We start from the raw sequence: 13,580 nt of genomic DNA, 5'->3' as shown, positions 1-13,580 counted from the left end.
GATATTTGGCTAAACCCGCGCAAATATTGCCTTTGCGAGGATCCTGCGGGACATGTGCCAACCCGGACGCCGGTCCTGCAATACCAGGCCGCCCAGAAACTGGCTGGCACTGGCATCCCAGTTGTATCGCGCACCAAGGGCGATACAATCTGCCGGATCGCTTGCCAGCGCGCGGCGGATCGCGACGTCCAGATCATCATCCATGGCACCGCTTTCCACCGGCAATATGTCGACCGGTCCGGTCACCGGAAAGGCCGCTACCGGCGTGCCGCAGGCGAGCGCCTCGATGATGACCAGTCCGAATGTATCGGTCTTGCTGGGAAAGACAAAGACGTCCGCCCCGGCATAATAGCCGGCCAGTTCCCGGCCCGTTTTCCTGCCGGCGAAATGCACGCGGGGATAGCGCGCCTGCAATCCTTCCAGCGCCGGACCGTCGCCGACCACGACTTTGGTGCCTGGCTGCTGGCTGTCGAGAAAGGCCTCGATATTCTTCTCGATCGCCACCCGGCCGACATAGAGCTGGATTGGCCGCGCGAGCCTGGCATAATCTTGCGGAGGCGGCGCATCGGGACGGAAATTCTCCAGATCGACGCCGCGGCTCCAGTGGTGGATATGCGACAGCCTCTCGCCGACCAATTGCTCCCGGACGCTTTGGGTCGAGACCATGATCGCTTCCGATCCCCGGTGAAACCAGCGGATATAGGGCCAGAAGACACGCGGCGACAATCTTGTGCGCCGAGCGAGATATTCCGGGAACTGTGTATGATAAGCCGTTGTGAAAGGCTGCCCTTTTCGGCGGCACCAGCGGCGGGCCTGGACGCATAGCGGCCCTTCGGTCGCCAGATGAACCGCGTCCGCTCCAAAAGCCTCGATGCGTTTTCCGATGGTGGAGGCCCGCGCGAATGCCAGCCGGATTTCCGGATAGCTCGGCGCGGCGACCGAGCGATACTGGTCGGGCGATATCACCAGTATCTCGTGCCCGCGCTCGCGCAGCAGCCCGATCACCGTGTCAAGAGTCCGCACCACGCCATTGACCTGGGGGTGCCAGGCGTCGGTTACCAGCGCGATCTTCATGCTGCCCGGTCCATGCCGCCATCAACTGATACCAGCTTGGCCGGCTGTGCCTGTCGCTCCTTGCGCGCCTTGATCTCGTCGGCCCAGTGCAGGATCTGCATATTGCCGTCGTCGCATTCGACCAGCGCGGTGCAGCCTTCGACCCAGTCGCCGTCATTATAATATTCGACACCCTTGATCACGCGATGCTCGGCGGTGTGGATATGACCACAGACCACGCCGTCGACGCCGCGACTCTCCGCCGCCTTGGCCACCGTCTCCTCATAGCGGCCAATGAATTCGACCGCATTCTTGACCTTGTGCTTGGCCATTTTGGAGAGCGACCAATACGGCAGGTCCAGCCAGTTGCGGATCTTGTTGACCAGCCAGTTCACCCGCATCAAGGTGACATAGGCGGCATCGCCGATAACCGCGAGCCAGCGGTGGGCGAGCATCACCGTGTCAAATTCATCGCCGTGCAACACCAGCAGCCGGCGGCCATCGGCGGTTTCGTGGATCGCCGACCGCCGGATCTCGACACCGCCAAAATTCAGCCCGGTAAACTGGCGGAACATCTCGTCATGATTGCCGGGAATATAGACAATGCGCGTGCCGCGCCGTGCCCGCTTCAATATCCGCCAGATGATGTCATTATGACCGTCGGGCCAGAAGAATTTCTTCTTCAGCCGCCAGCCGTCGATGATATCGCCGACGAGATAGAGCGTGTCGCTGTCAACATGGTCGAGAAAGTCGATCAGCAGGTCGGCGTTGCAGCCGCGTGTCCCGAGATGGATGTCGGATATCCAGATCGTCCGGTAGCGGGTGCGGTCGCGCGCCGCCACCCGCGGCTTACGCTTCAGCCGCGCTTCATAGCGGTCGACATCGAGCAGTGGAATATCGGCTTTGCTGAAAGGGGGGAAATATTTGGCCATAAAAACTCCCATGGAGACTATTCCATGGGCCCGGCCCTAGCAGCGGATTGTTACAGCAAAGTCCCGCTTTTATGAAGCTTTGGTGACGGAAAAGTCAGGTATCGAGATATAATCGCACCTGAGTCTGGAGATGCGGAACAGCCTGATCGCTCGCCAGAAATGCGGTGACCGGCATGGTGGTCCAGCCCTGCCCCTCGTCACCGAATATAATGTCGTCCAGTGTCCTCCGCGACAGGCGGCAGACGAAGAACAGGGCCTGATGACCCGAGCCGCGCCAGTTCGGATAGGATTGAACCGGCTCGAAACGGTCGACCGCGATGCTTATGCCGAATTCTTCCCTTGTTTCGCGCGCGACGCATTCCGCCCCGCTCTCGCCATTCTCGCGGCCGCCGCCAGGCAGATCGAGCATATCGGGAAAGGGAATGTCCGGCCTGTTGTCGCGGCGATAGACCAGGATATGATCGTCGATGAACAGGGCGACCTTGGCGCCATGAAAGTCAGGCTCGCCGGTCATCCCCATATCATCCCGATTGCCGCTTCTATTCGACCTTCAGGACGATCTTGCCGATATGGTCGCCCGCTTCCATATGAGCGTGCGCCTTGGCCGCGTCGGCGAGCGGAAAGCTCTCGTCCATCACCGGCTTCAACTTGCCCGCCTCGACATCCGGCCAGACATAGCGGTAGATTTCATCTGCCATCAGCGCCTTGCGCTCGGCCGACTGCGGCCGCAGCGTCGAACCGGTCAGGGTCAGCCGTTTCATCATGACATGGGCCATGTTGATCGTCGCCTGCAGCCCGCCCTGTACCGCGATGGTCACATGACGGCCGTCTTCCTTCAGACATTGCAGATTGCGCGCAACATAATCGCCGGCCACCATGTCGAGCACGATTTCGACGCCCTGCCCGTCGGTGATCTTCTTGATCTCCTCGACAAAGTCCTGGCTCTTGTAATTGATCGCGTGATCGGCCCCGATCTGCTTGGCGGCGGTGCATTTCTGGTCGCTGCCGCAAGTGACGATGACCTTCAGGCCGAACAGCTTGCCGAGCATGATCGACATGGTGCCAATGCCGCTCGTGCCACCGTGGACCAGTACGGTTTCATCTTCACGGGCAAAGCCGCGGTTGAACAGATTGCCCCATACGGTGAACAGGGTCTCCGGCAGAGCCGCCGCTTCTTCCATGGTCAGGCTGTCGGGCACGTCGAGACATTGTCCCACCGGAGCAACGCAATATTCGGCATAGCCGCCGCCGTTGGTCAGCGCGCAAATTCTGCGACCGATCCACTCCGGCCCGACATCCTCGCCGAGGGCGACTACGGTTCCCGACACTTCGAGACCGGGCAGCGGCGATGCGCCGGGCGGCACCGGATAAAGTCCCATGCGCTGGACAACATCGGGCCGGTTCACGCCGGCAGCCGCCACGCGGATCAACACTTCGCCCGCCTTGGGCTGCGGGACCTCTACGGTCACCGATTTCAAGACCTCCGGTCCGCCGGGTTCGCTGATCGCGATGGCGGTCATCTCTTTTTGCAACAGTTCAGATACAGGCATTGAATGTCCCCCAGGAAATTTGCGACCTCCCTTATTTCCGGCCCTTATTGACAGCAAAGCGCGGGCGGTCAACATTGCGATGCAGGAGGCATGTCGATTCATGGATGATGACGAGAATTTACCGCGCAATGCCAATGATCCGGTGGCCCTTTTGGTCAAACAGGATCTGGACCCCTTGTCGGTGGACGAGCTGGACGAACGGATTTCCCTACTGAAATCGGAAATAAGCCGTTGCGAAGCGAAGAAAAACTTCGCCGTGAGCCATCGCGCAAGCGCGGAAAATCTGTTCAAAAAGTGATAAAGGCTGGCTTTCGTTAAAGCATTTGTTAACCTTGTTTACTAATAGTCGGGTTCAGACGTTTCATTTTGGACCGTATAGGAGAAGAGGGACGAAAAACTGGCAGCTTTGGCCGGATGATTGCAGATCGGAGGCAGGGCGCCCTTGACCTTTGGGGCGCGGCTCACGATCTAGGATGTAAGCAATTGGTTAAAGCCCGGAACCGGATGAACAGCATCTGTTTCGGCAAGCGGGGCGGCAAAACCGTCCCAAATTTGGAGTAAAATACATGCCATCATTCGCGGAATCGCTCGAGAAAACCCTGCATCAGGCGCTGAAAAATGCCGCTGATCGCAATCATGAATATGCGACTCTCGAGCATCTTCTTCTCGCACTGGTTGACGATGGCGATGCTTCCCAGGTGATGAACGCCTGCGGTGTCGATCTGGGCGAACTGGAAGATGCCGTCATTCTCTATCTCGACAGCGAACTGGATTCGCTGAAGGTCGAGAAAGCCATCGACCCCTCCCCCACTTCCGGATTCCAACGCGTTGTCCAGCGCGCGATCCTGCATGTCCAGTCTTCCGGCAAAGATGAAGTCACCGGCGCCAATGTGCTGGTCGCACTCTTCTCCGAGCGGGAAAGCTATGCCGTCTATTTCCTGCAGCAGCAGGACATGAGCCGGCTCGATGCGGTCAGCTTCATCAGCCATGGCGTCGGCAAAGGCGGCCAGACACCCGAGCCTGCCGAATTGTCCGGCATCGAAGGCGACGAGGACAAGAAGGACAAGAACAAGAAAGAGACGGCGCTCGACCAGTTTACCGTCAATCTGAACCTGAAAGCCTCCGAGGGCCGGATCGATCCGCTGATCGGACGGCAGGCGGAAGTCGACCGGACGGTGCAGATCCTGTGCCGGCGTTCGAAGAATAATCCGCTCTATGTGGGTGAACCCGGTGTCGGCAAAACGGCGATTGCCGAGGGTCTGGCGCTGCGGATCGTACAGGGCAATGTGCCGGAAGTCTTGCTTCCGGCCGTGATCTATTCGCTCGACATGGGCTCGCTGCTCGCCGGAACCCGTTATCGCGGCGATTTCGAAGAGCGGCTGAAGCAGGTTGTTTCGGAACTGGAGAAAATGCCCGACGCGATCCTGTTCATCGATGAAATTCACACCGTCATCGGTGCGGGTGCCACCAGTGGCGGCGCGATGGATGCTTCGAACCTGCTGAAGCCGGCACTGTCCGGCGGCGTCATTCGTTGCATCGGATCAACCACCTACAAGGAATTCCGCAACCATTTCGAGAAGGACCGCGCGTTGCTGCGGCGCTTCCAGAAAATCGACATCAACGAGCCGTCGGTCGAGGATACGATCAAGATCCTCGCCGGTCTGCGCGGTGCGTTCGAAGACCATCACAAGGTCCGCTATTCGCCGGATGCGCTGAAATCGGCGGTCGAATTGTCGACCCGCTATATCAACGACCGCAAGCTTCCGGACAAGGCGATCGACGTGATCGACGAAGTTGGCGCAATGCAGATGCTGTTGCCGCCTTCGCGCCGCAAGAAAATGATCACAACCAAGGATATCGAGGCCGTGATCGCGACGATGGCGCGCATCCCGCCCAAATCCGTGTCCAAGGACGACAAGAAAACGCTCGAGAATCTGGAGAAGGATCTCAAGCGCGTGGTCTTTGGCCAGGACGAGGCGATCCAGAAATTGTCGAGCGCGATCAAGCTGTCGCGTGCCGGCCTGCGTGAACCGGAAAAGCCGATCGGCAACTATCTGTTCAGCGGCCCGACCGGCGTCGGCAAGACCGAAGTCGCCAAGCAGCTGGCATCGATCATGGGCATTCCGCTCAAGCGCTTCGACATGTCCGAATATATGGAACGCCACAGCGTTTCCCGCCTGATCGGTGCGCCTCCCGGCTATGTCGGCTATGATCAGGGCGGCCTGCTGACCGATGCCATCGACCAGAATCCGCATTGCGTGCTGCTGCTCGACGAGATCGAGAAGGCCCATCCCGACCTGTTCAACATATTGTTGCAGGTGATGGATAACGGCAAGCTGACCGACCATCATGGCAAAACGGTTGATTTCCGCAATGTCGTGCTGATCATGACGACCAATGCCGGCGCCTCCGACATGGCCAAGGAAGGCATCGGCTTCGGCAATATGTCCAAGGAAGATGCCGGCGACGAGGCGGTGAAGAAAATGTTCACCCCGGAATTCCGCAACCGTCTGGATGCGATTGTTCCGTTCGCCTATCTGCCGACCGAAGTGGTGTCGCGGGTCGTCGAAAAGTTCATTCTTGAACTCGAGTTGCAGCTGGCCGACCAGAATGTCCATATCACGCTGGATGACGATGCGCAGGCATGGCTCACCGAACGCGGCTATGACAAGCTCTACGGCGCCCGTCCGATGGGCCGCCTGATCCAGGAAAAGATCAAGCAGCCGCTCGCCGAGGAACTGCTGTTCGGCAAGCTCAAGAACGGCGGCGAGGTCAAGGTGCATTTGAAGGACAATGCCCTGACCTTCGAAATCACCGCAGCGGCCCCGAAGGCGAAGAAAAAGAAAAAGCCGGCGAAGAAAACCGCCGACAGCAAGGCGAAATAATTCGCGCTTGCGCAGGGTACGTGCCCGGACCAATATCGAAAACGGCGTGGAAATCCCACGCCGTTTTCATTTGTCCTGACCGCAGTCCGGCAATTTCTCGGGTAGCGGGAACAGCGTGATGAAGCGGTCCGCCAGCTGCCGGTCACCGCTCACCGACAATATCCCGGTCTGCTCCAGATCAGGGAGTTTCTCGCCGCCATAGACCGCGGCCGCCAGCCCGGGCGGCGTTCCCTCGAACAGCAGGTCTACGTCCTCCGGCTCCGTGCGGGCCGTATCGAGAATCCCGTCGTGGATATGGACGACAAATGCGTCACTGCCCAGCCGGAAGCCGATGCGCGCGTCCATTTCCCCTGCCCGCTCCGGCGCGAACATGGTGCGGAATGACATCATGATCGAGGCCGCGCTGAGCGGCAGACTGGGGTCATGGCCCGGATGGCGGGTCGCCCAGCGGCCAAGCATCTGGACCAGTTGCTCGGCCTCGGCGCCCCATTCCGTCAGTTCATAGACCTGCACCGACGCGGGCGGCGGCAATTTGCGTTTCCGCAGGATCCGGTTCTGCTCCAGCTGGTTCAGCCGCTGCGTCAGGATATTGGCGCTCAACCCCGGCAGGTCGCGGCGCAATTCACCGAAGCGGCGTGGCCCGAACATGAGTTCGCGCATGATCAGGATCGCCCAACGCTCGCCAATCAGCTCCAGCGCAAAAGCCGTGCCGCACGCGTCGTCATACCATCTTTTCCGTTCTGTTTTTCGCGACTTAGTTATTTTTTCAAACTCCATAGTTGTTTTTTATAACTAAGGTGGCAAGATTGTCAAATTCCGAGTCGAGGGAGAGAAGGATGACTGCCGCACACACCCGAATGATTTTTGTGAATCTGCCGGTTACCAGCCTAGCCACCTCGATGGCCTTTTACGAGGCCCTTGGCTTTTCCAACAATCCGCAATTCACCGACGAGACCGCCGCCTGCATGGTGTGGAGCGAGGCGATCCACGTGATGCTGCTGACCCACGACAAGTGGCGCAGCTTCACAGACCGCCCGATCCCGCCATCGACGTCGAGCGAAGTGATGCTGGCGATTTCGTGCGACAGCCGGGACGCGGTCGACCGGATGAACGAATCCGCGGCAGCCAGCGGCGGCACCGCCGATATCAATCCGGAACAGGACCATGGCTGGATGTACAACCGCAATCTCGCCGATCCCGACGGGCATGTGTGGGAAGCGATGTGGGTGGACATGGATGCGGCGATGGCCGCGATGGACGAAGGGGCAGAGCAATCCGCTGCCTGACGGCCGGACGGAGGAGAGGAGAACTATCATGTCCAAGGCAACGATCTGCCTGTGGTTCGACAAAGACGCCAGGGCGGCAGCAGAATTTTACGCTGCGACTTTCCCGGATAGCGCAATCGGCGCGGTCCAGCATGCACCCGGCGATTTTCCGGGAGGCAAAAAGGGTGAAGAGCTGACGGTCGACTTTACCGTTCTGGGCCTCTCCTGTCTCGGGTTGAATGGCGGCCCGGCCTTTCCGCAAAGCGAGGCTTTTTCCTTTGTTGTCCATACCGATACGCAGGAAGAAACCGACCGCTACTGGAACGCGATCGTCGAAAATGGCGGCACCGAAAGCCAGTGCGGCTGGTGCAAGGACAAATGGGGGATCAACTGGCAGATCACCCCGCGAGTCCTGACCGAGGCAATGGCGCAAGGTGGCGATGTCGCCAAACGCGCGTTCGAGGCGATGATGCCGATGCAGAAAATCGACATAGCGAAGATTGAGGCGGCTGTGCGGGGTGAAGTCTCGTGATCGAGCTTTATGGTCATCCCTTCTCCTCCTACACATGGAAAGCGCTGATCCCCTTGTGGGAGAAGGACATCCCCTTTGAATTCCGGCAACTCGACGATGACCATCAAAGCAATGGTGCGGAATTCGCCCGGCGTTCGCCAACCGGAAAATTTCCGCTGCTGGCGGACGGCGAGCGGACCATCTTCGAAGCGACGGCCGTTATCGAATATCTGGAACTCATCCATCCTGAACCAAGGTTGATCCCGGACGGGATGGCGGGTGTCGAAACCCGGATGTTCGACCGGTTTTTCGACAATTATGTGATGAACGCGATGCAGCGCGTGGTCGAAGTACGGCTTGGGCGCGCCGATCCGTCAGAAACCGACAAAGGCGGTACGATTCTCGACAAAAGCTATGCCTGGCTCGACGCGCATCTGGGCGATCAATGGGCGGTCGGGGATGCGTTCACCATGGCCGATTGCGCCGCCGCGCCATCGCTTTTCTATGCCGACTGGGTGCATCCGATCCCGAATGGGCTGGAACGGCTCAAGGCCTATCGGTCCCGCCTGCTGGCACGACCGACGGTCAAGCGGGCGGTGGACGAGGCACGGCCCTACAGACATTTTTTCCCCGGCGGAGCGCCGGAACGCGACTGATCGAGGAGACAGGATATGACCGCGCCACAAGAGAGCCACCATGAACTATCGATAACCCGCCATATTGCGGCTCCACCGGACAAGGTCTGGAATATGATGACCAACCATATCGAGCAATGGTGGTGCCCGAAACCCTGGCGTGCGGAATTCGAAACGCTTGAACGTCGGGCTGGTGGCGTGTCGAACTGCACCATGTATGGCCCCGACGGCGAGGTTCATCCCCACCCCGGTCTGGTATTGGCCTGGGAAGAGGGTCGGCGCTTTGCATTGACCGACGCGATTGTCGGTGACCTCGAACCGGCTGGCCCGTTCATGATCGGGATTTGGGAGATAGAAGCGGACAATGGCGGCACCCGCTACACCGCCACCGCACGCCACTGGACAAAGGAGGCAGAAGCCCAACACAGGGAAATGGGTTTCGAGGAAGGCTGGAAAGCCTGTGCAGACCAGTTGGCCACGCTTTGCGAGAATTAGGAAACAGCCGGTGTCCATTTCAACCGGATTTCCATGCTCACCCGATGGAGGCGGGGATTGGTGACTGCCCCCTCCCCACCGCTCGAAAATGACTAGCTAACTCAAAGGAGAGAGAACAATGCCCGCCAGTTCCGAACCCAATATAAGGATTTCCGCCTTCCGGTGGGTGCCCGATTTCGCCCAGGGCATGGTCCGCGATATCCGTATCCGCTGGGCACTCGAGGAAATAGACCGTCCCTATGACACCAGCCTGCTCGACGCGATGCAGCCGCGCGATGCCGAATATCGCCAGTGGCAGCCCTTTGGCCAGGTTCCGGCCTTTGACGACGGCAATGTCAGCCTGTTCGAAAGTGGCGCGATCCTGCTCTATCTTGGCGAACAGGACGAACGGCTGCTGCCGAACGATAGCCGGGAACGCTGGAACAGCACGGCATGGCTGATCGCGGCGCTGAACAGCGTCGAGCCGACCCTGTCCACGATCGTCTCCTATGATATTTTCCACGCCGACAAGGACTGGGCCAAGGCGGCCCGTCCGGCCGCGGTAGAACTGGCCGAAGCGCGACTGCAGAGCCTGTCCGACGCGCTCGGTGACAAAGACTGGCTGACCGGCCGATTTACCATTGCGGACATCATGATGGTGACGGTGCTCCGCAATCTGAGGCACACCGACATATTGGCAGGCTTTCCCCGGCTTGCCGCCTACCAGCAACGCGGCGAGCAGCGTCCGGCGTTCCAGCGCGCCCTGAAGGCACAGACGGAAACATTCGCCGGGCACCAACCGCAGATGGCCTGACCCGGGCTTCACCAAAGGAGAGAGAAAAATGAGCTATATTGACGGATTTGTGATCGCGGTCCCGACTGCCAACAAACAGAAATTTATCGATCATGCCAACAATGCCGACAGCATGTTCGTCGAAATGGGTGCTACAAGAGTGGTCGAATGCTGGGGCGACGACATACCCGATGGCAGCAGCACCGATTTCCGCAAGGCGGTAAAAGCGAGCGACGATGAGAGCGTCGTCCTGTCCTGGATCGAATGGCCGGACAAGGCAACCCGCGACGCCGGCATGGCGAAACTGGAGGCGATGATGGAAAATCCGGAACAAGCCGATCCGCGGATGGACCCGGTAAAAAATCCGATGCCTTTCGATGGCAAACGTATGATTTTCGGCGGCTTCGAGCCGGTTGTCACACTGGATGGCTAGGAAGCAGGAGCGGCCATCTCGCCAAGTCCTCCATCAGGCCGGTCAGCGTACCGCAGGCGGGTCATCCGAAAAATGGCCCCAGTACCAGCCCGCATATTTGTAGCGGAACCGCGCGGTCTTTTCGTCATCTTCGGCCGCTTCGATCTGCCCCAGCTTGCGATGCGCGCGCGACCGGAGCTGATAGACATAGCCCCGGCGATCGCTGACCTTGATCGATTTGCCGAGATCGTCGATCGCCAGCTGATATTCACCGCGCTGGTAATAGACCAGGGCGCGGATGAAATGATAATAGGAGCTGCGTTCGGCCAGTTCGATCATATTGGTGCAATCCGCCAGCGCCATATCGAGATCGGTTTTTTCCATCGCCCGCAACAGACAGCGATCGGCAAGATAGCTGGCATTATCGGGCTCTTCCTCGACCAGGTCGTCGATGATTTGCAGCGCCTGGTCGAATTTGCCTTCGGCCTGCAATATCTCGATATGGATGCTATCGACGCTGGTTTCGGTCAGGCCTGCGTCCTTGGCCCGTTCCAGAACCGCATGGGCCTTGTCAAAATCCTCCATTCGCACATGCAGTCTGATCAGATCGAGCAAGGCGTCGAAATAGGCCGGCTTGATGGCGACGGCCTCGGAATAGGCGGCGATGGCAGCCGCCGGATTGGAGCCGAGTTGCAGGTCGCCGAGCCATTTATAATTTTCGGCATCGGAATTGATCGCCAAGGCGCTCTCGACATCGGCAATGGCCTTGTCATATTCCCCCAGGATCTGATGGAAATAGGCGCGGTTGATCAAGGCAGCGTCATCATCATTCTTGGCGTTGGCGACATGCCGGTCAAACGCCTCGCGGTGAATGGCAGCTTGCGCCGAAAGCTTGAAATCCTCGACTTCCCGCCACGGCAACACCCGGTCTTCCGGAAGAATGATTTTCACATTTTCCCGGTTGAGGCGCGCCAGTTTCCGCCGTTCGGTCTCGAATTCCTCCGCCGGCAATTCCCAACGGCCGGTATGATATTCTTCCTTGGAAACAATCCTGTTGCCATTCTTGTGCACCGAGCGGCTGAACTGGAAGCCGGCGACTTGCGAACTATCCTCCGCCAGGCCATCGAGCGAGGCGGTGGCATATCGGTCGGGCAGGATATAATTGGTCTGATACTGGAAATAGACCGGATAGCTCAAATTCACCGGCAAGCTGCGCAATTCCTCTTCATCGCGGGTCTTCTGGACCTTGAAATTGTCGGATACGCTCCACAATTCGTGCCGGTGCCGGTCGGTCTTGATATCCCAGTCGAGATAGGACAGTCCCCTAGCCGTAAGATATCCAGTTTCCTCGTCCTCATCAAAGGTAAAGCTGGTTTCGTAGACGAGCCCGTCGAGCACATAATCCAGCGCGGTTTTCTCGCGCAGTTCCTTCACCTTCTCTTCCGACAATTGCGCGATGGCGTCTTTCAGTGCCGCCGCGTCGCTGTCGCGAAGCGTGGCCTGCAGTTCAAAGGGGGCGGGCAGATCGGTGCCGGCCGAAACGTCATAGGTGACGATGACCGACTGATAGGGCCGACCCGGCCGGCGGATTGGAATTTCCTCGAGCTCCGCACCATTGCTGACGCTTGGCAGTCCGTAACGATGGGTCGGAGAATTGACCATATCGTCGATACGCGTGCCGCTTCCGGTGCCATCGAGCCAGTAGACGGTTCCGTCGATCTCTGCCTTGACAATGATATGATTGAACGCCTGGAATGAGGGCAGCCGCTCCTTGACGATATCGCGCTGGCTGGTGTGGACCAGCATCGGCACGGCCTTGATGTCGAGGCGGCGCAGGATCGCGAGCAGCAAATAGGTCTTTGCCTTGCAGTCACCATAGCGCAGTTTCCAGGTCTCTTCCGGCTTCTGCGGACTGTAATTGCCGAATCCCATGCCGTTATAGAGATAGCGGATTTTGTCCTGAACCAGCCGCAGCGCCAGCGCAGTCCGCTGCTTCTTGTCCCGGGTCTGGTCGGCAATAGCCCGGATTTCCTGATCCAGGGCGCCGCCCTTCACGATGCCGTCGTTGCGGGGATAGAGGGCCGCGTTGACCCGCGAGACGTCCTTCCACGACGCAAAGCTGGCAACCTCGAACAGATTGCGATCCCTGAATCGCATGGGGGCATTTTTCGGAATTTCGACATCCGGTTCGCTGGACCGATAGTCGATTTCCAGATTGGTCCAGCCCCCCTCGCTTGTTTTCACCGGCTCGATTTCCGCCTTGGAGCCACGCCATTTGACGTCCATCTTGTTGGGCCAGCGGACCCGCTGACGGACGAAATCGACTTTGACATCCTCCGAAGCGAAACCGCTTGATGCCTGTACGCGCCCGGCCAGCGCTTCATTGGCCGAGGTGACGGTGTAGCTCAGCCGCACAATGTCACCCAGTTGCAGATCCTCGATCTGCGAAATGGCGGTCAGCATGCCGTTGATCTGTTGCCGCTCCAGATTTTTTTCCCGGCGAATGACGTCGAATATATTCTCGACTCCCGTCAGGTCGATGATCTCGGAACCCCGGACAATCTCGTAGCGATGGACGATCAGATCGCCCTGATCCGGATGCCAGCTCGGGCTCAAAAGCGACAGCATGTTCGACATGGTCCTGGTCGAATCGATGCGCACGGCGACATCCTGGTAAGTCGAGACCTTGCCGTGTTCCAGTTGGCGCTGGAAATCCAGAATCACCAATATCGCTTCGCTCTCCGGATTTTCCCGCAGGACCTGGTCGAGATCGGCGGATTCCACCCATGCTTCCGGCTGTTCGAAACGGAGATCGGCGGATGCGGTCGCGGCTGTTCCGGATATCAAATAGACAGCGCCGATCAGCGCCAAATAGAATTGCTTCATTACTGTGACTTGCCCCTTATTTTCACGTACCTTATTAGGATAAATAGTAAAAACAAGGCGTTGTTCGCAAAAAGCCGGTGGAACGGCGGCCCCTATCTTATCTTGGCTGAGGATATGGGAACACCGGCCCCCGGCGCGTTTGCTGTCTCAATATCGGGTCACCGTCTGGCAGCAGGCCCGCTTT

General features: G+C 58.8%; 14 protein-coding genes. 8 read left to right on the top strand and 6 right to left on the bottom strand.

The window, feature by feature from the left end; genetic code table 11:
- Positions 1 to 9 precede the first annotated feature (9 nt).
- The 4 genes from CHN51_RS13335 to CHN51_RS13320 form a co-directional block, all read right to left on the bottom strand.
- Positions 10 to 1,074, bottom strand: coding sequence for a glycosyltransferase family 1 protein (locus CHN51_RS13335; protein WP_100094458.1), 1,065 nt, complete (start codon positions 1,072 to 1,074; stop codon positions 10 to 12).
- Positions 1,071 to 1,985, bottom strand: coding sequence for a UDP-2,3-diacylglucosamine diphosphatase (locus tag CHN51_RS13330; RefSeq protein WP_100095638.1), 915 nt, complete (start codon positions 1,983 to 1,985; stop codon positions 1,071 to 1,073). Before CHN51_RS13330 ends, CHN51_RS13335 begins: the two co-directional genes overlap by 4 nt.
- A 94-nt stretch (positions 1,986 to 2,079) precedes the next feature.
- Positions 2,080 to 2,499, bottom strand: coding sequence for an NUDIX hydrolase (locus tag CHN51_RS13325; RefSeq protein WP_100095637.1), 420 nt, complete (start codon positions 2,497 to 2,499; stop codon positions 2,080 to 2,082).
- A gap of 25 nt (positions 2,500 to 2,524) precedes the next feature.
- Positions 2,525 to 3,505: an NAD(P)H-quinone oxidoreductase gene (locus CHN51_RS13320; protein WP_100095635.1), complete on the bottom strand. Its 981-nt coding sequence runs from the start codon at positions 3,503 to 3,505 to the stop codon at positions 2,525 to 2,527.
- 130 nt (positions 3,506 to 3,635) lie between these two features.
- Here CHN51_RS13320 and CHN51_RS13315 point away from each other — a divergent pair, with 130 nt between their 5' ends.
- Entirely contained in the window at positions 3,636 to 3,833 is a 198-nt protein-coding gene (locus tag CHN51_RS13315; RefSeq protein ID WP_100095636.1) for a DUF1192 domain-containing protein, read from the top strand.
- 268 nt (positions 3,834 to 4,101) lie between these two features.
- Positions 4,102 to 6,420 (top strand): ATP-dependent Clp protease ATP-binding subunit ClpA, encoded by a 2,319-nt coding sequence (gene clpA, locus CHN51_RS13310; protein ID WP_100094457.1) that lies wholly within the window; start codon positions 4,102 to 4,104, stop codon positions 6,418 to 6,420.
- Positions 6,421 to 6,486: 66 nt separating this feature from the next.
- Here the strand turns inward: clpA and CHN51_RS13305 are convergent, their stop codons facing one another.
- On the bottom strand, positions 6,487 to 7,197 hold the full coding sequence (locus tag CHN51_RS13305) for a helix-turn-helix domain-containing protein (RefSeq protein WP_100094456.1): 711 nt from the start codon (positions 7,195 to 7,197) through the stop codon (positions 6,487 to 6,489).
- Between the two features lie 59 nt (positions 7,198 to 7,256).
- Here CHN51_RS13305 and CHN51_RS13300 point away from each other — a divergent pair, with 59 nt between their 5' ends.
- From CHN51_RS13300 to CHN51_RS13275, 6 genes are all read left to right on the top strand, one after another.
- Positions 7,257 to 7,706, top strand: a complete 450-nt coding sequence (locus CHN51_RS13300; protein ID WP_206169900.1) for a VOC family protein — start codon at positions 7,257 to 7,259, stop codon at positions 7,704 to 7,706.
- Between the two features lie 28 nt (positions 7,707 to 7,734).
- Complete coding sequence (locus tag CHN51_RS13295; RefSeq protein ID WP_100094454.1) at positions 7,735 to 8,217, top strand: VOC family protein; 483 nt, start codon at positions 7,735 to 7,737, stop codon at positions 8,215 to 8,217.
- On the top strand, positions 8,214 to 8,852 hold the full coding sequence (locus CHN51_RS13290; protein ID WP_206169899.1) for a glutathione S-transferase family protein: 639 nt from the start codon (positions 8,214 to 8,216) through the stop codon (positions 8,850 to 8,852). Before CHN51_RS13295 ends, CHN51_RS13290 begins: the two co-directional genes overlap by 4 nt.
- 15 nt (positions 8,853 to 8,867) lie before the next feature.
- Positions 8,868 to 9,326, top strand: a complete 459-nt coding sequence (locus CHN51_RS13285) for an SRPBCC domain-containing protein (RefSeq protein WP_100094453.1) — start codon at positions 8,868 to 8,870, stop codon at positions 9,324 to 9,326.
- Between the two features lie 118 nt (positions 9,327 to 9,444).
- On the top strand, positions 9,445 to 10,119 hold the full coding sequence (locus tag CHN51_RS13280) for a glutathione S-transferase family protein (RefSeq protein ID WP_100094452.1): 675 nt from the start codon (positions 9,445 to 9,447) through the stop codon (positions 10,117 to 10,119).
- Positions 10,120 to 10,147: 28 nt separating this feature from the next.
- Positions 10,148 to 10,531, top strand: coding sequence for a DUF1428 domain-containing protein (locus tag CHN51_RS13275; protein WP_100094451.1), 384 nt, complete (start codon positions 10,148 to 10,150; stop codon positions 10,529 to 10,531).
- Positions 10,532 to 10,573: 42 nt separating this feature from the next.
- On the opposite strand, the gene CHN51_RS13270 is transcribed toward CHN51_RS13275, so the two are convergent.
- Positions 10,574 to 13,396, bottom strand: coding sequence for a DUF3857 domain-containing protein (locus CHN51_RS13270; protein WP_100094450.1), 2,823 nt, complete (start codon positions 13,394 to 13,396; stop codon positions 10,574 to 10,576).
- Between the last annotated feature and the right edge of the window lie 184 nt (positions 13,397 to 13,580).

The sequence above is a fragment of the Sphingorhabdus sp. YGSMI21 genome (assembly GCF_002776575.1).
Taxonomy (GTDB): domain Bacteria; phylum Pseudomonadota; class Alphaproteobacteria; order Sphingomonadales; family Sphingomonadaceae; genus Parasphingorhabdus.
This window is presented reverse-complemented; position numbering and strand designations above follow the sequence as displayed.

Bases quoted from the DNA above. Each gene is read 5' to 3' on its own strand.
- CHN51_RS13335 (WP_100094458.1), bottom strand. From the start codon at position 1,074: ATGAAGATCGCGCTGGTAACCGACGCCTGGCACCCCCAGGTCAATGGC.
- CHN51_RS13330 (WP_100095638.1), bottom strand. From the start codon at position 1,985: ATGGCCAAATATTTCCCCCCTTTCAGCAAAGCCGATATTCCACTGCTC.
- CHN51_RS13325 (WP_100095637.1), bottom strand. From the start codon at position 2,499: ATGACCGGCGAGCCTGACTTTCATGGCGCCAAGGTCGCCCTGTTCATC.
- CHN51_RS13320 (WP_100095635.1), bottom strand. From the start codon at position 3,505: ATGACCGCCATCGCGATCAGCGAACCCGGCGGACCGGAGGTCTTGAAA.
- CHN51_RS13315 (WP_100095636.1), top strand. From the start codon at position 3,636: ATGGATGATGACGAGAATTTACCGCGCAATGCCAATGATCCGGTGGCC.
- clpA (WP_100094457.1), top strand. From the start codon at position 4,102: ATGCCATCATTCGCGGAATCGCTCGAGAAAACCCTGCATCAGGCGCTG.
- CHN51_RS13305 (WP_100094456.1), bottom strand. From the start codon at position 7,197: ATGGAGTTTGAAAAAATAACTAAGTCGCGAAAAACAGAACGGAAAAGA.
- CHN51_RS13300 (WP_206169900.1), top strand. From the start codon at position 7,257: ATGACTGCCGCACACACCCGAATGATTTTTGTGAATCTGCCGGTTACC.
- CHN51_RS13295 (WP_100094454.1), top strand. From the start codon at position 7,735: ATGTCCAAGGCAACGATCTGCCTGTGGTTCGACAAAGACGCCAGGGCG.
- CHN51_RS13285 (WP_100094453.1), top strand. From the start codon at position 8,868: ATGACCGCGCCACAAGAGAGCCACCATGAACTATCGATAACCCGCCAT.
- CHN51_RS13280 (WP_100094452.1), top strand. From the start codon at position 9,445: ATGCCCGCCAGTTCCGAACCCAATATAAGGATTTCCGCCTTCCGGTGG.
- CHN51_RS13275 (WP_100094451.1), top strand. From the start codon at position 10,148: ATGAGCTATATTGACGGATTTGTGATCGCGGTCCCGACTGCCAACAAA.
- CHN51_RS13270 (WP_100094450.1), bottom strand. From the start codon at position 13,396: ATGAAGCAATTCTATTTGGCGCTGATCGGCGCTGTCTATTTGATATCC.